The sequence below is a fragment of the Agromyces bracchium genome (assembly GCF_009709675.1).
Lineage (GTDB): Bacteria > Actinomycetota > Actinomycetes > Actinomycetales > Microbacteriaceae > Agromyces > Agromyces bracchium.
Genome location: NZ_WMLB01000011.1, coordinates 99,742 through 124,918 on the forward strand (window position 1 = coordinate 99,742; position 25,177 = coordinate 124,918).

Genomic DNA, 25,177 nt, shown 5'->3' on the forward strand with positions numbered 1-25,177 from the left:
CGTCCACCGAACGGGGGTCGTGCGGATCCTCGAAGCGGGGCGTAGCGTCCGCATCGACGTCTCGCGCGGGCGAGCGGACTGCGGGGGTCACCATGTCGGGTGCGGGTCAGGCATTTTCGAGGCGGACTTTCTTGCAGGGGTCGACCGCGGTCGCCCTCGGTGCCGGCGCGTTGCCGGGCCTCCTCGATCGGAGCGCGGCCGCGGCCGTGATGGCATCGACGGGTCCGTCCGTGCGCGCATTCGCTGCTCCGGCGAATGGGGGGTCGGGTCTCGCGTTGCCGATGCTCAGCGACGGGTTGAACCTCGACCAGCCCCAGTACTACGAGACGATCCAGGCGGGTCGGCGCGTGTTCTGCAAGACGCGGCAGAATGCCGATATCGACGGCGACGGTCAGGACGAGCTCATCTATCGCGGTCCGGCCGGCATCAGTGCCTTCCGCTTCGACGCCGATACCGGGCAGTGGCTCGCGCTGCCGCCCTCGACGGTCTTCGGCGACGAGGCCGGGTGGGACGAGGAGTGGTACTACACCACCATCCAGACGGCCGACCTCGACGGCGACGGTCGGGCCGAGCTGATCGGCTGGGGCCCGAAGGGTGTCGAGGTGCACCGTTACGATCCGGCCACCGAGACCTGGACCGATCTCGGCGTCACGAATCCGATGACCGGCTTGCTCTGGGCGTTCCCGTGGTACTTCTCTACGATGCAGTGCGCCGACATCGACGGCGACGGCCAGGACGAACTGCTCGTGCGGTACACCGACGGTCTTCGAGCGTGGAAGCTCACCGGCACGTCATGGACGCAGCTCACCACCATCAGCGCGATGTCGGATGGTGCCGGATGGATCGACCCGAGCATGTTCGAGACGATCCAGTGCGCCGATCTCGACGGCGACGGCCGGGCCGAGGTCTTCGCGCGCAGCGCCGACGGGATCGTCGCGTGGCGGTACAGCGCGGGGCAGTGGGTGGCGCTGCCTGCGGGGCCGGGGCTCTCGAATGCCGAAGAGTGGAACTACCCGCAGTACTACCGGACCCTCCAGGCCGCGGATCTCGACGGCGACGGACGAGCTGAGATCTTCATCCGCAACAACACCCAGATCCGCGCGTGGAAGTTCACCGGCACCGGCTGGCAGGAACTGCCCCCGGGGCCGATGATGGAAGACAGCGACGGCTGGGCCAACCCGCAGTACTACGTGACCCTCCAAGCCGCGGACCTCGACGGCGACGGACGAGCTGAGATCCTGGTCCGCAGCGGCTACGAGATCCTGGCGTGGAAGTACACCGACACCGGCTGGCAGTTCCTGCCGATCGGCCCCGCATGGTCGGACGCCGACGGATGGAACGCCAGCCAGTACTACCGGACGATCCAACCTGCGCGGGTCAAGACGAGCGCGGCCGCCAACCCGCACATGCCGGCCACCGAGTCGGGCACCGTCGACGTGCTCTTCGGCCGCTCCTCCATGTCGATCGAGACCTTCCGCATGTTGCCCGAGGCGAGCTGGGCACCGACGTCGGCACCGTGGCCGACGCTCGACCCGGCCGCGTACGCATACGCCGCAGAGCTGCTCGGCATCCCCGGAAAGAACGTGCGGGACATCTACGGCAACAGCGACGACCTGTCCACATACGAGGAACAGCTCCACCCGACCCCGGCCCTGCCCGCGGGATCGACGATCGACCCCGCCCAGTGGGCCGCGGTCTGCGAACAGCTCACCACCGAGCTTAACTGGGCCGACCAGGTGAACACATGGTATGACAACGTGAATTCCCTCCTCACGGCCACCTACACCGGCGACGACATCGCCCTCCAAGCGGTCGGCAATACGATCAAACTGACGAACCCGTCGAGCACCTCGCTCACGCTGTCCATCCTGTCGTTCGTCGCCAACGTCGCCGCCGCGGGGCTCAGCCTGACGGCGACCCCGATGGCCGGCGCCGTCGCCGGCATCATCGGCGCGGCATGCACCCTCGCCGGTTCGACCAGCGGATCCGACAGCGACCAGGTGCAGGACACGATCGCGAACCTCGACCAGCAGCTCATCGACGCGTTCGAGAGCTCGCTCCTGTCGATGGACGCGCAGAAGGCTGCAGCGACCCGCGACTACGGTCTCCTCGCCGCGATCGGCGGACAGATCATCAGCCAGGCACCGGCCTGGACCTGGAACAGCACCGACCGCGACACGCTCATGATCGCGGGCCAACGCCAATACGCCATGTCCGCATGGAAGGCACTCGCCGCAACCGCCGGATGGAAATGGTCGGTCTGCGGCAGAGACGAGCCCCTCGGCGCACCGGACCTGCTCGAGGTCAACGGCGAGCTGTACTACGACAACGGCTGGTTCTGGCTGACGAACGGGTACGTACCATGGCCCGCCAGCAACGACGACGACCTCAGCGTCCTCTGCGCCTTCTACATGCTGAGGCAGGGCGTGACCACCCTCATCGACGACAAGGTGCTGCACACCCTCTTCGACCCGTACGAGCTGTCGCACGGCGTATTCCCACTCGGCGCGAACCTGATCGACGTGATCGCGGCCCGCCACGGCTGGCCGCGGCTCGGCGGCGCCGGCACCTCCAAGATCAACTCTGGCTGCTCGGACGTACCCGATCCCTGGACCGTCGGTGGATCGAAGGGCGTCATCTCGGGGTCGCACGCCACCCTCGCCGCGGCCGCCGTCACCGGCACCTCCGACACGGCGGTGTTCGCCTCGCCAGCACCCGCACCGTCTGCGAAGAAGACCACGCAGCGAAATCAGCCCGAACGGGACCGGCCCAACCAACTGCACGCACTCGGTATCGATCTCGGTGTCAACGTCGAGCTCTCGCGCGACACCGCGGGCGAGCTGGTCGCCCTCATCCGGACGACCAACTACGGCCTCACCGCCGCAGAGGAGGTCGAGATCGTCTCCGCGAAGCTCGGCGGGCGCGAGCCCATCGGTCGGCTGAGCACCCATCGTCGCCACATCGACGCGGGCGAGACGACCTCGACGCAGCTGCGCTTCGTCGGCGTGCCCGGCAAGGCGGGAAAGCAGGTCACGCTGAAGCTCGGACACTCCCACCTCGACGGAGACTACTCGACCACGCTTCAGCTGACACTGCCCACGGAGGACGCCGCCGACTGCGGATGCTGACCACCGGCAACGGTCGCCCCGGATCGATCACCGCCCGCATGCGCGCCGCGAGGCCACCCCGGTGTCGCCAGCAGGCCGCCACCGCGCGCCACCACGAGCACGTCGATGTCGTGTCGATCGGCGAGGTCGTCGAGCGAGGTGCGGCCGCCCGCGACGATCGCGGTCGCCAGCACATCGGCGGTCACGAGGTCGGCCGCGGCCACGCTCACCTGCAGGAACGGAGACGGCCCTGCACCGGGCAGGGTGCAGATGTGGTCGCCGCGCTCGGCGCTGCCCGACGTCGCGACCGCGCGACGACGCGGGGGGTCGAGGTCGATTCGCGCGAGCAGGGCCGACCGGTCCGCCGGGTCGACGATGCCGATGCCCATCGGCGGCCCGGCCGGATCGCCGTGCGTTTGCGCGACGAGCACGTCGCCACCGGCGCCGATCGCCCAGCCCCTGAACCCGGCGCGGTCGAGCGCCTCCCCCGCCTCCTCGACGGCGAGCGCCTTCACCACGCCGTTGAGGTCGATCAGTCCGTCGCCGCGATGCGGCGTGAACGCGCCGTCCGTCGCATCCCGCCAATGCAGCGCCAGTGCGTAGGCGTCACGGACGTCGGCGCTCGCGTCGACGAGCGCGAGCTCGCCGCGGCCGACCCGGCTGAGCTCCGAATCGGGGTCGAACAGGCTGCAGTGCGCCTCCCATCTGGCGAAGACCGCGGACGCCGCGGCCGTCGCGGCATCCGCGTGCTCGCCCGTCCCCCCGACCCGGATACTCACCACGGTGCCCATCGCCTCGAACACTCCGGGAGGAAGCCCGTCGCCGGAGACGCGACCCGTGCGAGGCTCCACGGCGTCCACCGTCAGAACCCTGCCTGGTCCAGCGCCGCCTGGAGCGACTGCAGGTACGCGGCGCTCGTGTAGGTCGCCCCGCCGATCATCGATACCGAGGCCGACTGGGCCTGCAGTACCTCCGACCGGAGCATCGGCGCCGCGCGATTGCTGATCTGGATCGATCGCCCGTCACTGTCGGTCAGATGCAGCGCGGTCACGTCGGTGATCGCTCCGCCCGAGATCGTCACCTGCACCTGCACGTTCCCGAACCGGGTCGAGACGCTGGTGCCGGTGTACGTGCCGTCGGCGGCCCCCGAGGCGGAGGCGGACGAGCCGGCGGGTGCCGCGGCATCCGACGACTGCGACGAACTCGTGCCACCGGTGCCCGAGGTGTCCGTCGTGGTCGTGCTGCCGACCGTGAGCGACGTCGTCGCGGCGTCGCCGAGCTGCCAGCCGCCGAGGATGGCCGCCGCCGAGGCCGCGGAGGCGAGGAGGAGTGCGCGCGTTCTCACCAGTCGAACCTCTCGTGATGGATCTGCTCGGGTGCCAGGCCCGCGGCGCGGGCCTCGGAGATGACGCCCTCGGCCCAGCCGCGCGGCCCGCAGACGTAGAGGTCGCTGTCGGCGACGGCGGGGGCCAGGGCGAGCAGGTGCAGCCCCTGGCGCTCGGCCGACGGCGTGAGCCAGCCGCGACCGCGACCGCCGGGCACCGTGATCAGCGTGGCGCCCCGCTGGTGGCAGAGCTCGCGCACCTCGTCGAGGAGCCACCCCTCGGCCGGTCCCTGCGTGCGGAGCACCACGGTCGCCTCACCTGGCCGGAACGTCGCCGACTCGAGCAGGGAACGGATCGGCGTGACGCCGATACCCGCGGCGACGAGCGTCAGCCGTCGGCGACTGCGGGAGGCCTCGCTGAAGATGCCGTACGGCCCCTCGAGCGCGACGCGCGTACCCGGGCGGATGCCGCCGAGGCTCGCCGACCCGTCACCGAGCGCCCGCACGGTGATGCGGAGCCGGTCGCCGCGCGGGGCCGCGGAGAGCGAGTACGGGTGCGCCTGCCACCACTGGCCGGCGGAGAGGAAGCGCCAGATGAAGAACTGCCCGCCCGTCGCGCGGAGCGCGGCGAGCCGTCGGCCTCGCATGGTCACCGACACCACGCCGTCGCGCGGGTCGCCGACCGGATCGATGCGCTCGACCACGAGCCCATGACGCAGCGACGCCACGAGGGGCGCGACGACGCGCCATCCGATCACCGCCGCGAAGGTGCCGAACGTGATCACGAGCCAGTACGCCCACTGCCAGGTGCCGACGACGAACAGGCCGCCGACGCTGAACTGGTGCGGCAGCGCGGCGAGGACCGCGACGTAGACGAGCAGGTGGATGACGTGCCACACCTCGTACCGGAACTTCCGGCGCACCGCGACGAGCGAACTCACGACGACGGCGAGGAACAGCGCGAACCCGAGGATCGCGAGCGGGAGGTCGGGCAGGTTCCAGATCGCGACCGCTTCGGCCCAGACATCGATGCCGTCGGCGATCGCGTATCCGGCGAGCAGGAGCACGCCATGGGCGAGGAGGAGGTAGAGCACCGGCTTCCCGAGCCTGCCGTGGAATGCCATCGCCGCATCGTGCCCGACGGCGCGCTCGATGAGCGGCACCCGGGCCGCGAGCAGCAGCATGACGAGCACGAGGTCGGTCGCGGCGAGGCCGGCGATGATGCCCAGCGACGTGAGTGCGGCGCCCGGGTCGCCGAAGCGCGTGGCCCCGCCCTCGGCGAGGAACAACGCGACGGCGATGGCGACGGATGCCACGGCCGCCGCCTGCAGCAGGTCGACGCGCCACAGCCGTCGCCCGGCACGCGCTCGCTCGTCACCGCCGATCGGCCGCGTGGGTCGCTCGAGGTGTCGAGCGTCGTGGACGAGGAATGCCATGTCCCGATGGTGCGCCCGGGGTCTATCCCCTCCCCGTGCGATGGCTATGCGGTTGCTGGGAACGGTCACCCGACGCGACCGAGTGCGAGCGCCGCGTACATGAGCGCCGCCACGCTCTCGCCGTCGGTGATCTCGCCGTCCCGGATCATCCGCATGACCTCGCCCCAGGGTTCCGCGCGGACGTCGTGGATCCCCTCCTCAGCCTGGCCGTGGGCATGCCCGCCCGTCCCGCCCGCTGCGGCGCGGAGGCCGGTCGCCAGCCAGACCGATTCGGGCGCCCGGCAGATGCCGTTGAGCGCGGTCATCGCGCCGATCTCGCGCCATGCGTCGGCCTCGAACCCGGTCTCCTCGAGCAGCTCCCGCCGGGCGGCGATGAGCGCCTCCTCCCCGTCGGAGCCTCCTGCCGGCACCTCGATCGACCGGCCGACGGTGTGCCGGTCGACGGTCACGAGCAGGACCTCCTCGGCGTCCGTCATCGCGACGACGAACACCGCGGGGTTGCGCATCTCGACGACGCCGTAGATGCCCTCGGCCCCATCGGGCCGGACCACGTCGTCCTCGACGACGCGGATCCACGGGTTCTCGTACACGGTGCGCTGCGCGCGGATCGGCCAGCTCACAGCTTCTCGATCGGCGCGATTTTGATGAGCAGCTTCTTCTGGCCGGCCGAGTCGAACGCGACGTGCGCGATGCGCTTGGTGCCCTCGCCGGTCACCTGGCGGACGGTGCCCTCGCCGAAGTCGGTGTGGCGGATGCGGTCGCCGGCCTCGAGGGTGAGGTCGCCATTGTCGCGCACGGTGCCCGTGACCCGGTTCGCCCATTCGGTCTTCGGCGCCGCGGACTTCGTGACGCTGAACCGCTCGAGGTCGCGGTCTCGCGTGCCCCATGCGCCGCCACCGCCCGCGCCGCCGCCGAACCCGCGCCGCGCGTTGAGGGCGCGGGGCTGGTTGCCGCCGCGGCTGTTCGCCATGCCCGGCGACTGCTTCCAGTCGATGAGCTCGTCGGGGATCTCCTGCAGGTACCGGCTGGGCATGGCCACCGAGACCTCGCCGAACTGGGCACGGCTCATCGCCAGCGAGAGGTAGAGGCGCTTGCGGGCGCGCGTGATGCCCACGTAGAACAGGCGGCGCTCCTCGGCGGGGCCGCCGGGCTCGGAGGCCGACATCTGGTGCGGCAGCAGCCCCTCCTCGATGCCAGTGAGGAAGACCGCGTGGTACTCCAGACCCTTCGCGGTGTGCAGCGTCATGAGCGAGACCGTGCCCGACGCGTCGTCGAGCTCGTCGGCGGCGGCCACGAGCGACACCTGGGTGAGGAAGTCGACGAGGCTCGCGCCGGGGTTCTCCCGGTCGAAGTCCTTCGTCTGGGCGACGAGCTCCTCGACGTTCTCGGCCCGTGTCTCGTCCTGCGGATCGCGGCTCGTGCGGAGGGTCTCGACGAGCTTCGACCCCTCGATGAGGAACGCGAGCACGTCGGACACCTTCGACGCGCCCTCGTTCGTACCCTCGTCGATGCCCTTCTGCGAGGGCACGAGCATCGCGGCGGCCGCGTCGAGCAGGGTCGCGAGGTCGAGGATCGCCTTCGTGATCTTCGGCCCGAGCCCGAGGCCGTCCGCGGCCCGCATCGCCTGCCGGAAGGACAGGTCGTTCTGCTCGGCGAAGCTCGCGATCGACGTCTCGGTGGCCGGTCCGATGCCGCGCTTCGGCGTGTTCAGGATGCGGCGGAGGGCGAGCTCGTCGAGCGGGTTCGCGACGGCGATGAGGTACGCCATCGCGTCCTTGATCTCCGCCCGCTCGTAGAACTTGGTGCCGCCGACCACCCGGTACGGCAGCGCCGAGCGCACGAAGATCTCCTCGAGCGCGCGCGTCTGCGCGTTGGTGCGGTAGAACACCGCGATGTCCCGGTACGCGACACCGGCGCGGTGCAGCGCCTCGATCTCGTCGGCGACGAACTGCGCCTCGTCGTGCGCCGAGTACCCGGTATAGCCCGTGATCTTGTCGCCGTCGCCGTCGGCCGTCCAGAGCTTCTTGTCCTTGCGGTCGAAGTTGTTGGAGATGACGGCGTTCGCGGCCGAGAGGATGTTCTGCGTCGACCGGTAGTTCTGCTCGAGCAGTACGACCTTCGCGCCCGGGAAGTCGCGCTCGAACTCGACGATGTTGCGAATGTCTGCGCCGCGGAAGGCGTAGATCGACTGGTCGGAGTCGCCGACGACCGTGAGGCTCGCGCCCGGGATCGCCCCCGAGGCATCCGTCAGCCCGCGCACGAGCACGCCGTGCGCGTCGAGCTCGGCGACGACGTCGGGCTCGACCGGCCTCGTGAGCTCGCGGATCAGCGCGTACTGGGCGTGGTTGGTGTCCTGGTACTCGTCGACGAGGATGTGCCGGAAGCGCCGCTGGTAGAGCGCGGCGACCTTCGGGAACGCGCGGAACAGGTAGACCGTCTCGCTGATGAGGTCGTCGAAGTCGAGCGCGCTCGCATCGCGCAGCCGCCGCGTGTACTGGCGGAAGATCTCGAGGAACATCACGTCGTTCGGATCGCTCGTGTTCACGTTCCGCGCGTAGCTCTCGACGTCGGAGAGCTCGTTCTTCAGCTTGGAGATCTTGGCCTGCGCGCTCGCGGGCGTGAAGCCGAGCGTGTCGGCGTCCAGTTCCTTGATGATGCGCTTCAGGATGGTGCGCTGGTCGGCCGAGTCGTAGATCGTGAACGTCGAGCTCAACCCGATGGCCTCGGCCTCGCGCCGCAGGATCCGCACGCACGCCGAGTGGAACGTCGAGATCCACATGCCGCCCGCGGCCTCGCCGAGCAGCGCCTCGACGCGCTCGCGCATCTCGGCCGCGGCCTTGTTGGTGAACGTGATCGCGAGGATCTGGCTCGGCCACGCCTCGCGCCCGTCGATCAGGCTCGCGATGCGATGGGTCAGCACGCGGGTCTTGCCCGACCCGGCGCCCGCGACGATGAGCAGCGCGGGCCCGCGGTACTCGACCGCCTCGCGCTGCTGCGGGTTGAGCCCGGCGGTCAGGCGATCGGATGCCGCGTGGCGCGCGCCGCGCGCCTCGTCGGCTCGCTCGCGGTCGGCCGCGCCGGGCGCCTCGCGCCAGCCGGTGGGGTCGTCGGGGTCGAGGATCAGCGTCATGTCGCGACAAGTCTAGGCGCGGCATCCGACAGCGCGGCACGGCCATTCGGAGGACGGTGGCGGCGCCTCAGACCTGCTCCTCGGCGTCGAAGTACGCCCGCCGCGCCTCGAGGCCGAGGTCGGGGTGATCGACGAACACGCCGTCGACGCCGGTGTCCATGATCCGCATGAACTCGCCGAGCCAGTCGCCCCACGCGCTCCGCGAAGAGCCGCGCCGGAACTCGGGCGCGAGGAAGCGGTTCTCGGGGCGGAGCGTCCACGTGTACACCGCGAGCCCGGCGGCGTGCGCGGCGTCGACGAGGTCGGACCCGCGCAGTGCGGCATCGGGGCGCGCGCGGCGCGCCGCCGCGGCATCCGTCGTCACCGTCGCGGACGCCGACGTGCCGCCGCCGCCCACGAGACGCCCCTTGCCGACGCTCACCCCGTGCACCACGCCGCCGAGCGCGAGCAGCCCCCGTTCGCTGACGAACGCGTCGTACTTCCTCGCCGCGGAGCCCTCGGCGGCCACCAGGTCGAACGGCGCACCACGGTCCTCGACCAGCAGCACGCGCGTGCCGCGCACCCCCGCCGACACGAGTCGGTCGAGCAGCCCGGGCTCGAACGACTCCGACACGAGGCGGTCGTCGCCGCGCCCCCAGCCCGCGGCCGAGAGCTCGGCGGCGAAGAGCTCCTCGAGCGGCAGCCCGAGGGCCGCGAAGTGCGTCGCGTGCTTGAACTCGGCGACGAGGCGGATGATCCGCCGCGACTCGTCGGTCGCGGCATCCAGCAGCCCCAGGAGGTCGCGGAAGCGCAGGATCGGGTACCGGCCGTCGAAGCTCGCGCTGTGCAGGCGGATGCCGCCCAGCCGCTCGGTCGCGCGGAGCGTCGCGAGCTCGGCCCACGTGAAGTCCTCCGTGAACCAGCCCGCGAGCGGGCGGCCGTCGACCTCGCGCGTGGTGCGGCGCGACGCGAATTCGGCGCGGGAGGCGACATCCGTCGTGCCCGAGATCTCGTTCTCGTGACGCAGCACGAGCACGCCGTCGCGCGTCGCGACGAGGTCGGGTTCGATCGCATCCGCGCCGAGCGCGAACGCCATCCGGTACGCGGCCTCGGTGTGCTCGGGGCGGTAGCCGGACGCGCCGCGATGCCCGATGACGAACGGACGCTCGGCGAGATCGCGCAGCATGGAGAAAGCGTAGCGAGGGCCGACGCGGCATCCGCCCCGGAATGCCGGGGGATTTCACGGCGTTGTCACCGCTGGAACGGGTAGATTTGATCAACGCGACCGCGAGGTCGCGCGATTCCCCTCCACACGACGGAAAGCCGAAAGCAGAGGAACCACAGCAATGGCTCTCAACAACCCCGCCTTCTCACGCAACGAGGCGTTCACCTCCGGCCAGGGGGCGGTGGCTGTCGCACAGGACATGTCCGCCCAGCAGCTGCAGGACATGTACAACCAGCCCGCGACGCTCCCCGACCGCGACGTCATGACGATCGAGGACTCGATCGCCAAGTCGGCCGCCGCCTTCGGCGTGCTCCTCGTGGGTGCCGCGATCGGCTGGCTCACGGTCCAGTCCGTGCCGTTCCTCTGGATCGGCGCCGGCCTCGTCGGCTTCGTGCTCGCCCTCGTCAACATCTTCAAGAAGGAGCCGTCGCCCGCGCTGATCCTCGCGTACGCGGGCGTGCAGGGCATCTTCGTCGGCGGCATCTCGGCCTGGTACGAGATGGCCTACGGCGGCGGCATCGTCGCGCAGGCCGTCATCGCGACGCTCGTGGTCGTCGGCGTGACGCTCGCGCTGTTCGCCTCGGGCAAGATCCGCGCGTCGAAGAAGGCGACGAAGATCTTCCTCGTCGCCATGGTCGGCTACCTGGTGTTCTCGCTCGTGAACATGGGCCTCATGCTCTTCGGCGTGACCGACGACCCGTGGGGCCTCCGCGGCGCCGAGATCGCCGGCATCCCGCTGGGTCTCATCATCGGCGTGCTCGTCGTCATCATGGCCGCGTACTCGCTCGTGCTCGACTTCGACTTCATCCAGCAGGGCGTGCGCAACCGCCTCCCGAAGAAGTACGGCTGGACCGGCGCCTTCGGCATCATGGTCACCGTCATCTGGCTGTACCTCGAGATCCTGCGCATCCTCGCGATCACGCGCGACTAGCGCTCACCGCGCCGCACTCGCGAACGGGCCGTCCCCTCGGGGGCGGCCCGTTCCGCGTTCAGCGCCCGGTCGCAGCGCGCGCGAGCAGCACCGCGCGCTCGCGCTCGTTCGCCGTGAGGCGCGCCGATTCCGCGAACGCCTCGCGCGCGTCATCCGCCCGCCCGAGCCGCTCGAGCAGCTCGCCGCGCACGGCGTGCAGCGGGTGGTACCGCGCCAATCGGCCGTCGGCGGCGAGCTCGTCGACGATCGCGAGTCCCGCCTCCGGTCCGTCGGCCATCGCGACCGCGACGGCCCGGTTCAGCTCGACCACGGGCGAGGGCGCGACCTGCCCGAGCGCCTCGTAGAGCGCGACGATCGCGGCCCAGTCGGTGTCGTCGACGGATGCCGCGACGTCGTGCTGCTCGGCGATCGCCGCCTGCAGGGCGTACGGCCCCCGGCCGCGGCCGAGCGCGTCGGCACGCGCCAGCGCCGCACGGCCCCGGGTGATCGCCGAGCGATCCCACCGACGGCGATCCTGGTCGGCCAGCAGCACCGCGTCGCCGTTCGCGTCGAGCCGGGCCGGGAACCGAGCCGCGGTGAGCTCCATGAGGGCGACGAGCCCGTGCACCTCGGGCTCGCGGGGCACGAGCGACGCGAGCACGCGGGCGAGCCGCAACGCCTCACGGCTGAGCTCGGGCCGCATCAGGTCGGAACCCGCCGACGCCGAGTGCCCCTCGTTGAAGATCAGGTACAGCACGCCGAGCACCGTGCCGAGGCGTTCCGGGTATTCGTCGCGCGGCGGCACCTCGAACGGCACCCCGGCCGCGCCGAGCGCCTTCTTCGCCCGAACGATGCGCTGCTGCACGGTCGACACGGGCGTGAGGAACGCCCGCGCGATCTCCTCGGTCGTGAGACCTCCGACCACGCGGAGCGTCAGCGCGACGCGCGCTTCGCGCGAGAGCACCGGATGGCACGACACGAACACGAGCCGGAGCACGTCGTCGTCGATCGCGTCGGGGTCGTAGGGCAGGTCGCCCGTGGCATCCGTCGCCTCGGCCTGCTCGCGCTCGAGGTCGTGCGCGATCGCCGCGAGCCGCTCGTCGTAGCGCTCCCGGCGGCGCCAGCCGTCGATCGCCCGGCGCTTGGCCACCGCGGTGAGCCACGCGCCCGGGTTCGAGGGGATCCCCGAGGCCGGCCACTGCGCGAGCGCCTCGGCGAGCGCGTCCTGGGCCAGGTCCTCGGCGAGCGCGAAGTCGCCGACCATGCGCGTGAGGGTCGCGACGATGCGTGCCGACTCGATGCGCCACACGGCGGCGACGGCGCGCCGGGCGGACTCGGGGTCCGCCGGCCGCGCCGCCGCGGCGTCCGTCTCGTCGGTCACGTGCGCCCGGGCAGGTCAGGCCTGAGCGGCACCGCGACGGGCGTCGGCGGCGAGGCGCTCGGCCTGCTCGGCCCGCCAGCCGACCTCCTTCCGGATCCACTCGTTGTCCTGCGGGAAGTCCTCGATGTCGTTCACGCGCCGCACCTCGAGCTTCGAGCCTGGGCCGAGGGGGCAGCGTCGCGCCCACTCCACGGCCTCCTCCTTCGAGGCGACGTCGATGATCCAGAACCCGTTGAAGAGCTCCTTCGTCTCGCCGTAGGGGCCGTCGGTGACGAGCGGCGCCTCGGCCGTGAAGTCGACGACGAAGCCCTCGCTCGCGTCGGAGAGGCCTTCGCCCGCCAGCATGATGCCGGCCTTCATCATCTCCTCGTTGTAGCGGCCCATCGCCGCGATGACCTCGTCGAACGGCATGTCCTGGAAGGCCTCGACGGCGTCGTCGGTGGCTCGCATGATCATCATGTACTTCGTCATGGTGGTTCGCTCCTCGCGTCGGGGTCGCGTCTCGACCCTCTCACTGATGACGTCGAACGGGTAGACGCCCGATCGACACGGCATCGGAATTCGCGTGAGAGGCCCGCTCCCATTCCATTCCGACCGGTCTCCGACTAGTCTGTCCTCATGTCCACCGTCGGAGCGTACGAGGCGAAGACCCACCTGCCCGCGCTGATCGAGCGCGTCGAGGCCGGCGAGGAGATCACCATCACGCGGCACGGCATGCCGGTGGCCCGGCTCGTTCCGACCGACCAGCCGTCCGCCCCCGCAGCTGAGACCGTCGCCGCCCTGCTTTCGGCACGATCCGGGTCGCGCCTCGGCGCGGACGTGCGGCGCCTGATCGAGGAGGGTCGGGCGTGACGAGCGCCTTCGTGCTCGACGCGTCGGTCGCGCTCAGCTGGTGCTTCGAGGACGAAGCCCGGCCCGAGTCCGACGCGCTGCTCCATCGACTCGCCGACGGGGGCGCGATCGTGCCGGTCATCTGGGAGTACGAGGTCGCGAACGTCCTCGCCGTTGCGGAGCGGCGAGGACGCCTCAGCGAGGCTGAGGTGGCCCGCCGCTCGACGCTCCTCCGTTCGTTGCCGATCCACGTCGTGCGAGACCTCGATCCCGCCTCGCTCCTGCAGTCGGCGCGGCAACACGCCCTGAGCGCCTACGACGCGGCCTACCTGATCGTCGCCGAGCGCGAAGGGCTTCCGCTCGCGACTCGCGATGCCGCGCTCGCGTCAGCGGCCGCTGTTGCAGGCGTTGCGACGCTCCCGGCGTGAGCCCTCTGCGGCGTCAGAGACCGAGCGTCTGCATGGTCGCGCGGATCGCGTCGCCGGATGCCGCGAGCAGTCCCGCCTCGGTTTCGGACATAGGCGTCTCGGCGATCGGGAACGCGCCGTTCCCCCCGACGACCGACGGCATCGACAGTGCGATCCCGTCGAGCCCGAAGGCACCGGAGTGCACCGTCGAGACGGGCAGCACCGCATGTTCGTCGTCGAGCAGCGCCTCGACGATGCGCGCGCCCGACAGGCCGATCGCGTAGTTCGTCGCGCCCTTGCCGCGGATGACGGTGTACGCCGCGTTGCGCACCTCGGAGGCGATCCCGTCGAGCTCGTCGATCGAGAAGCGTTCGCCGCCCGTCCAGTCGAGGATCGGCACGGGTCCGATCCGCGCGTTCGACCACAGCGGGAACTCGGTGTCGCCGTGCTCGCCGACGATGTCGGCGTGCACGCTCGAGGTCATGACGCCGGCCCGCTTGGCGAGCAGCCAGCGCAGGCGCGACGTGTCGAGCACCGTGCCCGATCCGATCACCCGCTCGGGAGGGAGGCCGCTGATGCGCTGCGCGGCGACGGTGAGCACGTCGACCGGGTTGGTCACGAGCACGTAGATCGCGTCGGGCGCGCGCTCGAGCAGTTGCGGCAGCAGCCGCTCGAGGATCCCGACGTTCGTGCCCGCGAGCTCCATACGACTCTGTCCGGGCTGCTGCTTGGCACCGGCCGTGATCACCACGACGTGCGAGTCGGCCACCACGTCGAGATCGGCGCCGCCGATCACGTTCGACCGCGTGAACTGCGTGCCGTGCGCGAGATCGAGCACCTCGGCCTCGACCTTCTCGGCCGCGATGTCATACAGCGCCACCTGGTTCGCCGACTCCCGGATGAGCGACGCGTACACGAGGCTCGCGCCGACGCTTCCGGCCCCGATGACGCTGAGCTTGGAGTTCTCGATGACCGCCATGCGGCCATGCTCGCAGATGCGTCCGGCGGATGCCACGGCACGACGGAGGGCGCGGACCCCGCGGTCCGCGCCCTCCGGCTCAGGTCGCGCGCTCGCGCGGCCTCACTCCCACTCGATGGTCCCCGGCGGCTTCGACGTGACGTCGAGCACGACGCGGTTGACCTCGCGCACCTCGTTGGTGATGCGGTTGGAGATCTTCGCGAGCACGTCGTAGGGCAGGCGCGTCCAGTCGGCGGTCATCGCGTCCTCCGATGAGACCGGGCGCAGCACGATGGGGTGGCCGTAGGTGCGGCCGTCGCCCTGCACGCCGACCGAGCGCACGTCGGCGAGCAGCACCACGGGGCACTGCCAGATCTCGTCGTCGAGGCCGGCGGCGGTGAGCTCCGCTCGCGCGATGGCGTCGGCCTCGCGCAGCACCTCGAGGCGGTCGCGGGTGACCTCGCCGACGATGCGGATGCCGAGGCCGGGCCCGGGGAACGGCTGGCGGCCGACGATCGCCTCGGGCAGGCCGAGCTCGCGGCCGATGGCGCGCACCTCGTCCTTGAAGAGCGTGCGAAGCGGCTCGACGAGCTCGAACTGCAGGTCTTCCGGAAGCCCGCCGACGTTGTGGTGGCTCTTGATGTTCGCGGTGCCCGTGCCCCCGCCCGACTCGACGACGTCGGGGTAGAGCGTGCCCTGCACGAGGAACTTCACGGCCTCGCCGTGCGCCGCGGCCTCGGCGATCAGGTCGCGCTCGGCCTGCTCGAACGCGCGGATGAACTCGCGCCCGATGATCTTGCGCTTCTCCTCGGGGTCGGTGACGCCCTCGAGCGCGGCGAGGAAGGTGTCGGCCGCATCGACGGTCACGAGGCGCACGCCGGTCGCGGCGACGTAGTCCTGCTGAACCTGCTCGCGCTCGCCCTTGCGGAGGAGCCCGTGGTCGACGAACACCGCCGTGAGCTGGTCGCCGACGGCTTCGTGCACGAGCGCCGTCGAGACGGCGGAGTCGACGCCGCCCGAGAGCGCGGAGATGACCCGTGCCGACCCGACCTGCGCGCGGATCCGCTCGACCTGCTCGGCGATGACGTTGTCGGGGTTCCAGTCGGCGGCGATGCCGGCGGCCCGGTGCAGGAAGTTCTCGATCACGGCCTGGCCGAACGGCGAGTGCTTGACCTCGGGGTGCCACTGCACGCCGTAGAAGCCCTGCTCGTCGTTCGCGAACGCCGCGACGGGCGTGGTCGCGGTCGAGGCGAGCACGTCGAACCCGTCGGGCGCGACCGCGACGGAGTCGCCGTGGCTCATCCAGACGGTCTGGTGCTCGGGCTGGCCGCCGAGCAGCGAGTTGTGGTCGTCGACGCGCACGGTGGCCGCGGTCGAGCCGTACTCGCGGTGGCCGGTGTGCGCGACCTCGCCGCCGAGCTGCTGGGCCATGACCTGGAAGCCGTAGCAGATGCCGAGCGTCGGCACCCCGAGCTCGAGGATGCCCGGGTCGAGCGAGGGCGCGCCGGGCTCGTACACCGACGACGGCCCGCCCGAGAGCACGATGCCGACCGGGTCCTTCGCGCGCACCTCGTCGGCCGTGATCGTGTGCGGCACGATCTCGGAGTAGACGGATGCCTCGCGCACGCGTCGCGCGATCAGCTGCGCGTACTGCGCGCCGAAGTCCACGACGAGGACGGGTCGCTGCTGGGTCTCGCTCACTGGGCGGCCTCCACGGGCTCGGAATCGGTGTCGGAGTCGGAGTCGGAATCGGTCGCGTCGCCGGCCGCGCCGGGAGCGGCCGCGGGTGCGGCGGTCGCCGCGGCATCCGCTTCACGCGCCGCGAGGTAGCCGCGGACCTCGCGCCCGATCCGGGCCTCGAGGATGAACGAGAGGAACGGCACGATGCCGCCCGAGGCGAGCACGAGTAGGCGCCAGAACGGCCAGCGCATGAGGCTCCACAGGCGGAAGTTGCTGAACAGGTACACGACGTAGAACCAGCCGTGCGCGATGAGGATGCCGGCCGAGAGGTTCACGCCCGTGCCGGTCGACTCCAGCCCCTCGGCCGTCTCGACGACGGGCTCGAACGAGAGCACGCCGTTCGGGCCGAACGCGTAGAGCTCGAGGTGCCAGACGTACTTCAGCAGCATCTCCGCGCAGAGCAGGAGGAGCATGACGCCCGTGATGACCGAGGCCACCATGTAGAACTTGAGGGCCCCGCGGATGCGCGGGAATTCAGCCGGTTTGGGCTCGAGGGGCATGGCGTCCAGTCTACGTGGCGCCCGGCTGGACGATGGCCGTGACTGATGCCGCGCTCCGGCGCCGCACGCGGCCGTGCGCGCCGCTACGAGCCGACGAGTTCGCGCGGCACCACGAACACGTCGACGAGGGCGCCGCCGCGCCAGAGCGTCATCTCGACCTCGCGGTCGATCGCGCCCTCGACCATGAGCCGCTGGATCGAGGTCGCGGTCACGATGCCCGTGCCGTCGAGGCTCACGGCGATGTCGCCCGGCCGGATCCCGGCGACCTCGGCGGGACTGCCGTCGACGACGCCCGTGACCTGCAGCCCGGTCGTCGAGCCGACCCGTTCGGCGAGCTCCGGCGCGAGGCGCACCTGCGCGCCCGCGATGCCGAGCCACGCGCGGCGCACGCGCCCGTGCGCGACGAGCGCGTCGATGATCTCGCGCGTCGCGGGGTTGATCGGCACCGCGAGCCCCAGGCCGACGCCCGCGACCGCGGTGTTGACGCCGACCATCCGCCCGGTCCCGTCGGCGAGCGCGCCGCCGCTGTTGCCGGGATTCAGCGCGGCATCCGTCTGGATGACCTCGTCGACGACGCGGCCCGCGGCCGTCGGCAGCGAACGGCCGAGGTTCGAGACGATGCCCGCGGTGACGCTGCCGGCGAGACCGAGCGGCGTGCCGAGCGCGACGACGAGCTGCCCGACCCGGAGCGTCCGGGCGTCGCCGAGCGGCACGGCGGGCGGCACGGGGCCGTGGGCGCGGAGCACCGCGAGGTCGGACAGCGGATCGCGCCCGATCACCTCGGCGTCGGCCTCGGTGCCGTCGCCGAACGCGGCCTCGGCGCGGTCGGCGCCCGCGACGACGTGCGCCGAGGTGAGCAGGATGCCGTCGGCCGACACGACGCTCGCGCTGCCCGTGCCCTGGCCGCGACGCGAGCGCACCGCGAGGCTGGCCATGCTCGGCAACAGGCCGCCCGCGACCCGGGTCACCACGCGCGAGTAGGCGTCGAGCGGGTCCTCGGCGCGCTCCGCGTCGGGCCCGACCGGTTCCAGATCGTCATCGCCCACACCGGCATCCTCACCCCGCCGGCGGATGCCGCGTCCGGAGTTCGCCGACGGCGGAAACGCCTGCTCAGTCCCGGGTCGCGTCGGCCGGCGCCGCGGCATCAGACGCCGCGTCGGCCTGCCCGGCCTCCTCGGCCGCGAGCTCGGCCTCCTCGCGCTCGCGCTGCACGGCGTCCTTGACGAGCCGGTACCAGAGGAACACCGCGAAGCCCGCGAACACGACCCACTCGACCGCGTAGAACACGTTGAGCCAGTTGAGCTCGGACTCCTGCAGCGGCGGCGGCGAATCGATCGCGTCGAGACCGGCCGCGGGCTCGGTCGCGGTGACATAGCCGAAGTACACGGGCCGGTCGTCGTAGTCGGCCCAGACGTTGATGAGGTGCGCGACCGCGACGGTCGTCATCGCCTGCGGGTCATCGCCCTCGTCGGGCGCCACGGGTGCCTCGCTCGGCAGGAACCGGCCGACGACCTCGATCTCGCCGGCGGATGCCGCGGCGCGGTCAACTTCGTCGAGCGCCGCGCGCGCGGTCTCCTCGTCGGCCGCCCAGCCGAGCGCGACGGGCAGCCCGCCGGCGGCGGCATCCGTCACCTCGAGGTGGGCGACCACCCACCAGCCGGCGACGCCGTCGTTCAGGCGGCCCTGCACGAGCACGGTGTCGCCCGGCACGATCGTGCCGGTCACGGCGACGCGCTGGCCGGTCGCGGCCTGCTCGGTCGGCCCGTCGGGCTGCACGACCTCGCCGAAGGGGCGGACCTCCTCGGTGGGCCGCTCGACCACGATCGCCTGCTCGACGGCGCGGTCGACCTGCCACTGGGCGAGGAGCGCGAAGCCGGCTGCGATGCCGAGCGCAGCGAGCAGGGCGAGCACCCAGCGGGGGCGCAGCATCATCCGGAGCATGTCGCCCGAGATTCTAGCCGGGCCGGATGCGCGCCCCCTGCGAGGCCCCGCCCCGGCGGTCGAGTAGGCGCGCAGCGCCGTATCGAGACCCCGAGCCCGCGCAGCCCGGTCTCGATACGCGCCTTCGGTGCTACTCGACCACCGGCGAACTCAGTCGACCTTCACGATGTCGGGCGCCTCGAGCCGCGCGCGGTCGGCCGCCTCGTCGTCGGGCTGCTCCTGCGACGCGCGCTCGGCCGCGACGCGCTGCAGGTAGCGCTCGACCTCGAGCGCTTCGCGGTCGGCGTCCCAGCCGAGCACCCCGGCCATGAGCCTCGCGGCGACCGGCGCCGCCGAGACCCCGCGGTCCCACGCCTCGATCGAGATGCGGGTGCGCCTGGCGAGCACGTCGTCGAGGTGCAGCGCACCCTCGTGCGAGGCCGCGTACACGACCTCGGCGCCGAGGTAGTCGTCGGCGCCCGGCAGCGGCTCGCCGAGCTCGGGCGTCTCGCGGATGAGGTCGAGCAGCTCGTCGGTGAGCGTGCCGTAGCGGTTCAGCAGGTGCTCGATGCGCACCTTGTGCACGCCGAAGGCGCGGGCGATCTTGCCGCGCTTGTTCCACGCCGCCTGGTAGCCCTCGGCGCCGAGGAGCGGGATGTCCTGCGTCGTCGAGGCCGGTACGCGCCCGTCGAGCGCGTCGGCGGCCGCGTCGATCGCGTCCTTCGCCATCACCCGGTAGGTCGTCCATTTGCCGCCGGCGACGACGACGAGCCCCGGCACGGTGTGCGCGACGACGTGCTCTCGCGAGAGCTTCGACGTCGACTCGCTCTCGCCGGCGAGCAGCGGCCGCAGCCCCGCGAACACGCCCTCGACGTCCTCGCGGCTGAGCGGGATCGCCATGACCGAGTTCACGTGCTCGAGCAGGTAGTCGATGTCGGCCGCGGTCGCGGCGGGATGCGCCTTGTCGAGGTTCCAGTCCGTGTCGGTCGTGCCGATGAGCCAGTGCCGACCCCACGGGATGACGAACAGCACGCTCTTCTCGGTGCGGAAGATCATGCCCATCGCCGACTGGATGCGGTCGCGCGGCACCACGAGGTGGATGCCCTTCGACGCGCGCACCTTGAACGTGCCGCGCTCCCCCACCATCCGCTGGGTGTCGTCGGTCCAGACGCCCGTCGCGTTCACGACCTGCTTCGCGCGGATCTCGAAGTGCTCATCGGTCTGGAGGTCGTGCGCCTGCACGCCCACGACGCGCTCGCCCACCTTGACGAATCCCTCGACCTTGACGCGGCTCGCGACGTGCGCGCCGTAGAACGAGGCCGTGCGGGCGAGGGAGGCCACGTACCGCGCGTCGTCGACCTGTGCGTCGTAGTACGTGAGCCCGCCGACGAGGGCGTCGCTCGAGAGCGACGGGATCGCGCGCATCACCTGGCGCTTCGAGAGGTGGCGGTGGTGCGGCACGCCCGGCGGGCGCCCGCCGGAGTAGCTGAAGACGTCGTAGAGCAGCATGCCGGCGCCGATGTAGACCCGCTCGAACACGCGCTTCTGCAACGGGTAGAGGAATCGGACGGGCTTGACGAGGTGCGGCGCGATGCGCTGCAGCAGCAGGCCGCGTTCGATGAGCGCCTCGCGCACGAGGCGGAAGTCGAGCTGTTCGAGGTAGCGGATGCCGCCGTGCACGAGCTTCGACGACCGGCTCGAGGTGCCCGACGCCCAGTCGCGCGCCTCGAGGAGCCCGGTCGACAGGCCCCTGGTCACCGAGTCGAGCGCGGCCCCCGTGCCGACGATGCCGCCGCCGACCACGAGGACGTCGAGTTCCTTCTCCTTGAGGCGGGCGATCGCCGCCTCGCGTTCCTCCGGCCCGAGCTTGTTCGAACGCGTCACCGACTTCAGTCTCGCCATCGTCGCTCCCCATCCCCGGGCGGACCGCGGCGGCCACGCCCGTCCGTCCCAACGCTACCCGCTCCCCGCGCGGGGCTGCCATGGAATCTGCTGGGACGCGACCCGGGTCGACAGCGGCGCCGGACCGGTGTAGGAGCGGGTGCTAGGCCGACTGGTACGGCGCGACGACGACCTCGACGCGCTGGAACTCCTTGAGGTCGGAGTACCCGGTCGTCGCCATCGACTTGCGGAGCGCACCGACGAGGTTCGCCGTGCCGTCGGCGGCCGGCGCAGGCCCGTAGAGGATCTCCTCGAGCGGGGCGACCTGGCCGACCTGCACGCGCTGGCCGCGCGGCAGCTTCGAGTGGTGCGCCTCGGGCCCCCAGTGCCATCCGCCGCCGGGTGCGTCGGTCGCACGAGCGAGCGCAGCGCCCAGCATGACCGCGTCGGCGCCGCACGCGACGGCCTTCACGATGTCGCCCGCCGCACCGACGCCGCCGTCGGCGATGACGTGCACGTACCGGCCGCCGGACTCGTCGAGGTAGTCGCGACGCGCGCCCGCGACATCCGCCACCGCAGTGGCCATGGGGGCGTGGATGCCGAGCGTCGCGCGCGTGGTCGAGGCCGCGCCACCGCCGAAGCCGACGAGCACACCGGCAGCGCCCGTGCGCATGAGGTGCAGGGCCGCGGTGTACGTCGCCGCGCCGCCGACGATCACGGGCACGTCGAGCTCGTAGATGAACTTCTTGAGGTTCAGCGGCTCGACGCTCTTCGAGACGTGCTCGGCCGACACCGTGGTGCCGCGGATCACGAACAGGTCGACGCCCGCGGCGACGACGGTCTCGTAGAGCTCTTGGGTGCGCTGCGGCGAGAGCGCGCCCGCGACGGTCACGCCCGCCGCGCGGATCTCGGCGAGGCGCTCGGTGACGAGGTCGGGCTTGATCGGCTCGGCGTACAGCTCCTGCATGCGCGCCGTCGCCCGCTCGTCGCTCAGGTTGCGGATCTCGGCGAGCGCGGGCTCGGGGTTCTCGTACCTGGTCCAGAGGCCCTCGAGGTCGAGCACGCCGAGGCCGCCGAGCTGGCCCATCATGATCGCCGTCTGCGGCGAGACGACCGAGTCCATCGGCGCGGCGAGGAACGGGATGTCGAACTGGTACGCGTCGATCGACCAGCCGACCGAGACGTCCTCCGGGTCACGGGTGCGCCGGCTCGGCACGATGGCGATGTCGTCGAACGCGTAGACGCGACGGCCCCGCTTGGAGCGGCCGATCTCGATCTCCTGGGTCACCGTTCAACCCTACCCAAGGGCCCCGACGTGCGACACGGATGCCTCGGGCGCACGCTCAGCGCGCCCGCGCCACCCGGGCCTCGTCCCACACGGGCGCGTCCGCCTCGACGACCTCGCCGTCGGAGCGGAACACCACGAACCGGTCGAACGACCGCGTGAACCAGCGGTCGTGCGTGACCGCGAGCACGGTGCCGTCGAAGCGCGAGAGCGCGTCCTCCAGGGCCTCGGCTGACACCAGGTCGAGGTTGTCGGTCGGCTCGTCGAGGAGCAGCAGCGTCGCGCCGGAGAGCTCGAGCAGCAGGATCTGCAGGCGCGCCTGCTGGCCGCCCGAGAGCGCGTCGAACTCCTGCTGCGCGGCGGCGGCGAGCCCGTAGCGGTCGAGCGCCGAGCTCGACGCCTCGCGCGCCATGCCCTCCCGGTTCGCGTCGCCGCGATGCAGGATGTCGAGCAGCGTCCGGCCGCGAAGGCCGGGCAGTTCGTGCCCCTGCGCGAACCAGCCCGGCACGACCCGCGCGCCGAGCGTCGCGGTGCCCGTGTGCGGGACGGCGGCGAGGGTCGCACCGACATCCGTCACGTGCCCCTTCGCCCGGTCGGGATCGGTGCCGCCGCCCGCGAGCAGCCGCAGGAAGTGCGACTTGCCCGACCCGTTCGAGCCGAGCACCGCGACCCGGTCGCCGTACCAGACCTCGAGGTCGAACGGCCGCATCAGCCCGGTGAGCTCGAGCCCCTCGCACACCACGGCGCGCTTGCCCGTGCGCGATCCGCGCAGTCGCATCGACACCGCCTGGGCCGGCGGCCGCTCCTCGGGCGGCCCCGCCTCCTCGAACTTCCGCAGCCGCGTGACCGCTGCCTGGTAGCGCGAGGCCATCCCGTCGTTGTACGTGGCCTTGACCTTCAGCGTCTGAACGAGCTGTCTCAGCTGCGCGTGCTGCTCGTCCCAGCGTCGCCGCAGCTCGTCGAGCCGCGCGAAGCGCTCCTCGCGCGCGGCGTGGTAACCGCCGAACCCGCCGCCGTGCACCCAGGCCGTGCTGCCCGCCGCACCCGCCTCGAGCGTCACGATCCGGTCGGCGGCGCGCGCGAGGAGCTCGCGATCGTGCGAGACGAGGAGCACCGTCTTCGGCGTCGCCCGCAGCTGCCCCTCGAGCCAGCGCTTGCCCGGCACGTCGAGCGAGTTATCGGGCTCGTCGAGCAGCAGCACCTCCTCGGGGCCGCGGAGCAGCGCCTCGAGCGCGAGCCGCTTCTGCTCGCCGCCCGACAGGGTCGACAGCTCGCGCCACTTCGCACGCTCGAACGGGATGCCGAGCGCGGCGGTCGTGCAGTGGTCCCACACGACCTCCTGGTCGTACCCGCCGGCCTCGGCGTATTCGGCGAGCGCCGACGCGTACCGCATCTGCGCGGCCGTGTCATCCGTCTCGATCAGGGCGTTCTCCGCACGCTCGAGCTCGATCGCCGCAGCGCGCACACGTGCAGGCGCGACCGTGACGAGGAGGCCCTGCACGGTCCGGTCGACCCCCTCGACGACCTCGCCGCGCCCCACGAACTGGTCCATGACCCCGAGCCCGCCGACGACCTGCACGCTGCCCTCGTCGGGCCGCAGCTCGCCGCGGACGATGCGGAGCAGGGTCGTCTTGCCCGCGCCGTTCTGCCCGATGAGGGCGGTCGTCCGCCCTTCGGTCACGCGGAACGCGAGATCGGCGAGCAGCGGCCGGCCGTCCGGCAGCGAGAAGGAGACGCCGTTGACGTCGATGAAGCCCATGGTGGTGCGATCCGTTCCGGTACGCGGCCGCGCCGCGGCGCCCGACGGGCAGCCGACCAGAATACAAGGGCGGATGCCGCGCCGCGACGTGCGTCCGGAAAACCCCCGCTTCGGGGGCCCGGGTGCGGCAGGCTGGGGTCATGCACCGCGTCGCCGCCGACCCCCTCGACCAGCTCCGCACCCGCACCAGCGCCAAGTGGCGCATGTACGACCCCGACGTGCTGCCGCTGCCCGTCGCCGAGATGGACTACCCGCTCGCCGAGCCCATCGCCGAGGCGCTGCACGCGGCGATCCGCCGATCCGACACGGGGTACCACTCCGGCAGTCGGCCAGTGGCCGACGCGTTCGCGCCGTTCGCCGCCGCGCGCCTCGGCTGGGAGCCCGACCCGGCGCGGATCACGAGCACCGCCGACGTCAGCATGGGCATCGTCGAGGTGCTGCGGCGAGTGATCCGACCGGGCGACGGCGTCGTCATCGACCCGCCGATCTACCCGCCGTTCTTCGACCTCGTGACCGAGGCGGGCGGAACCGTCGTCGAGGTGCCGCTCGCGGGCGGCATCGACGAGGGCTGGTCGCTCGACCTCGACGGCGTCGACGCCGCGTTCGCCGCAGGCGCCCGTGCCATGGTCCTGTGCAACCCCCACAACCCCGTCGGCCTCGCGCACCCCCGTGACCAGCTCGCCGCACTCGCCGAGATCGCCGCGCGCCACGGCGCGACGATCGTCTCCGACGAGGTGCACGGCCCCCTGTCGCAGCCCGATTCACCGTACGTGCCGTTCCTCACCGTGTCGGACGCGGCGCGCGAGCACGGCATCGCCGTCACGGCCGCGAGCAAGGCGTTCAACCTCGCCGGGCTGAAGGCCGCGATGATCGTCACCGCGAGCGAGCGCGGCGACGCAGTGCGCGACGCCCTGCCCTACGAGGTCGAATGGCGCATGAGCCAGTTCGGCTCGATCGCCTCGGTCGCCGCGTTCCGGCACGGCGGGCACTGGCTCGACGGCGTCATCGCCTCGATCGACGACAACCGCCGCCTCCTCGCCGACCTGCTCGAGGACGAACTGCCCGGCGTGCGCTACCGCATGCCGCAGGCCGGCTACCTCGCGTGGCTCGACCTGTCGGTGCTCGGCTGGGGCGACGATCCCGCGGCCGTGGCGCTCGAGCGCGCACGGGTCGCGCTCGCCGAGGGGCCGAAGTTCGGTACGGATGCCGGCCGCGGGCACGCACGCCTGAACCTCGCCTGCTCACCCGAGGTGCTGTCCGAGGCGATCACGCGCATCGCCGACGCCCGCACCTCGGTGGTCGAGTAGGACCGGCCGCAGGCCGGCCCGTATCGAGACCCGGTGGTCGAGTAGCACCGGCCGCAGGCCGGACCGACTGCACCGTTGGTCGAGTAGCACCGGCCGC

21 protein-coding genes are annotated in these 25,177 nt (G+C 71.9%); 5 read left to right on the forward strand and 16 right to left on the reverse strand.

Annotated elements, in window-relative coordinates:
- Positions 1-281 precede the first annotated feature (281 nt).
- Positions 282-3,128 (forward strand): FG-GAP repeat domain-containing protein, encoded by a 2,847-nt coding sequence (locus tag GJ743_RS04120; RefSeq protein ID WP_230386461.1) that lies wholly within the window; start codon positions 282-284, stop codon positions 3,126-3,128.
- On the opposite strand, the gene GJ743_RS04125 is transcribed toward GJ743_RS04120, so the two are convergent.
- The 6 genes from GJ743_RS04125 to GJ743_RS04150 form a co-directional block, all read right to left on the reverse strand.
- Positions 3,083-3,958, reverse strand: a complete 876-nt coding sequence (locus GJ743_RS04125) for an FAD:protein FMN transferase (RefSeq protein WP_328288765.1) — start codon at positions 3,956-3,958, stop codon at positions 3,083-3,085. The two genes, GJ743_RS04120 and GJ743_RS04125, sit on opposite strands and share 46 nt — an antisense overlap.
- 11 nt (positions 3,959-3,969) lie before the next feature.
- A complete protein-coding gene (locus tag GJ743_RS04130) occupies positions 3,970-4,452 on the reverse strand; it encodes an FMN-binding protein (protein WP_328288766.1) in 483 nt (160 codons plus the stop codon).
- Positions 4,449-5,867, reverse strand: coding sequence for a ferredoxin reductase family protein (locus GJ743_RS04135; protein ID WP_230386444.1), 1,419 nt, complete (start codon positions 5,865-5,867; stop codon positions 4,449-4,451). Before GJ743_RS04135 ends, GJ743_RS04130 begins: the two co-directional genes overlap by 4 nt.
- 65 nt (positions 5,868-5,932) lie before the next feature.
- Positions 5,933-6,487, reverse strand: a complete 555-nt coding sequence (locus tag GJ743_RS04140; protein ID WP_328288767.1) for an NUDIX hydrolase — start codon at positions 6,485-6,487, stop codon at positions 5,933-5,935.
- A complete protein-coding gene (locus tag GJ743_RS04145; protein ID WP_155050665.1) occupies positions 6,484-8,997 on the reverse strand; it encodes an ATP-dependent helicase in 2,514 nt (837 codons plus the stop codon). The genes GJ743_RS04140 and GJ743_RS04145 overlap by 4 nt, the downstream gene beginning before the upstream one ends.
- A gap of 67 nt (positions 8,998-9,064) precedes the next feature.
- Positions 9,065-10,162: a glycerophosphodiester phosphodiesterase family protein gene (locus tag GJ743_RS04150; protein ID WP_155050666.1), complete on the reverse strand. Its 1,098-nt coding sequence runs from the start codon at positions 10,160-10,162 to the stop codon at positions 9,065-9,067.
- Between the two features lie 160 nt (positions 10,163-10,322).
- On the opposite strand from GJ743_RS04150, the gene GJ743_RS04155 reads away from it, so the two are divergent.
- Positions 10,323-11,132 (forward strand): Bax inhibitor-1/YccA family protein, encoded by an 810-nt coding sequence (locus GJ743_RS04155; RefSeq protein WP_155050667.1) that lies wholly within the window; start codon positions 10,323-10,325, stop codon positions 11,130-11,132.
- A 58-nt stretch (positions 11,133-11,190) separates the two neighbouring features.
- Here the strand turns inward: GJ743_RS04155 and GJ743_RS04160 are convergent, their stop codons facing one another.
- A complete protein-coding gene (locus tag GJ743_RS04160; RefSeq protein ID WP_328288768.1) occupies positions 11,191-12,492 on the reverse strand; it encodes an RNA polymerase sigma factor in 1,302 nt (433 codons plus the stop codon).
- A gap of 15 nt (positions 12,493-12,507) precedes the next feature.
- The gene (locus tag GJ743_RS04165; RefSeq protein ID WP_155050668.1) at positions 12,508-12,963 is read right to left on the reverse strand and encodes a YciI family protein; all 456 of its coding nucleotides are present in this window, start codon (positions 12,961-12,963) and stop codon (positions 12,508-12,510) included.
- A gap of 147 nt (positions 12,964-13,110) precedes the next feature.
- On the opposite strand from GJ743_RS04165, the gene GJ743_RS04170 reads away from it, so the two are divergent.
- Together GJ743_RS04170 and GJ743_RS04175 are read left to right on the forward strand one after the other, a co-directional pair.
- Complete coding sequence (locus tag GJ743_RS04170) at positions 13,111-13,344, forward strand: type II toxin-antitoxin system Phd/YefM family antitoxin (RefSeq protein ID WP_155050669.1); 234 nt, start codon at positions 13,111-13,113, stop codon at positions 13,342-13,344.
- Positions 13,341-13,751 (forward strand): type II toxin-antitoxin system VapC family toxin, encoded by a 411-nt coding sequence (locus GJ743_RS04175; protein WP_328288769.1) that lies wholly within the window; start codon positions 13,341-13,343, stop codon positions 13,749-13,751. Before GJ743_RS04170 ends, GJ743_RS04175 begins: the two co-directional genes overlap by 4 nt.
- Positions 13,752-13,764: 13 nt before the next feature.
- On the opposite strand, the gene GJ743_RS04180 is transcribed toward GJ743_RS04175, so the two are convergent.
- The 8 genes from GJ743_RS04180 to GJ743_RS04215 form a co-directional block, all read right to left on the reverse strand.
- Positions 13,765-14,709 (reverse strand): L-lactate dehydrogenase, encoded by a 945-nt coding sequence (locus GJ743_RS04180; RefSeq protein WP_155050670.1) that lies wholly within the window; start codon positions 14,707-14,709, stop codon positions 13,765-13,767.
- A 102-nt stretch (positions 14,710-14,811) separates the two neighbouring features.
- Positions 14,812-16,389 (reverse strand): glutamine-hydrolyzing GMP synthase, encoded by a 1,578-nt coding sequence (gene guaA, locus GJ743_RS04185; protein ID WP_328288770.1) that lies wholly within the window; start codon positions 16,387-16,389, stop codon positions 14,812-14,814.
- Positions 16,386-16,928: a DUF3817 domain-containing protein gene (locus tag GJ743_RS04190; RefSeq protein WP_155050671.1), complete on the reverse strand. Its 543-nt coding sequence runs from the start codon at positions 16,926-16,928 to the stop codon at positions 16,386-16,388. The genes guaA and GJ743_RS04190 overlap by 4 nt, the downstream gene beginning before the upstream one ends.
- A gap of 83 nt (positions 16,929-17,011) precedes the next feature.
- A complete protein-coding gene (locus GJ743_RS04195; protein ID WP_328288771.1) occupies positions 17,012-17,974 on the reverse strand; it encodes a S1C family serine protease in 963 nt (320 codons plus the stop codon).
- A gap of 64 nt (positions 17,975-18,038) precedes the next feature.
- Positions 18,039-18,869, reverse strand: coding sequence for an SURF1 family protein (locus GJ743_RS04200; protein WP_155050672.1), 831 nt, complete (start codon positions 18,867-18,869; stop codon positions 18,039-18,041).
- Positions 18,870-19,019: 150 nt separating this feature from the next.
- The gene (locus GJ743_RS04205) at positions 19,020-20,750 is read right to left on the reverse strand and encodes a glycerol-3-phosphate dehydrogenase/oxidase (RefSeq protein WP_155050673.1); all 1,731 of its coding nucleotides are present in this window, start codon (positions 20,748-20,750) and stop codon (positions 19,020-19,022) included.
- Between the two features lie 142 nt (positions 20,751-20,892).
- A complete protein-coding gene (locus GJ743_RS04210) occupies positions 20,893-22,017 on the reverse strand; it encodes a GuaB3 family IMP dehydrogenase-related protein (protein WP_328288772.1) in 1,125 nt (374 codons plus the stop codon).
- 55 nt (positions 22,018-22,072) lie between these two features.
- The gene (locus tag GJ743_RS04215; RefSeq protein ID WP_155050674.1) at positions 22,073-23,773 is read right to left on the reverse strand and encodes an ABC-F family ATP-binding cassette domain-containing protein; all 1,701 of its coding nucleotides are present in this window, start codon (positions 23,771-23,773) and stop codon (positions 22,073-22,075) included.
- A gap of 140 nt (positions 23,774-23,913) precedes the next feature.
- Between GJ743_RS04215 and GJ743_RS04220 the strand changes: the two genes are divergently transcribed.
- Entirely contained in the window at positions 23,914-25,080 is a 1,167-nt protein-coding gene (locus GJ743_RS04220) for a MalY/PatB family protein (protein ID WP_155050675.1), read from the forward strand.
- Positions 25,081-25,177 lie beyond the last annotated feature (97 nt).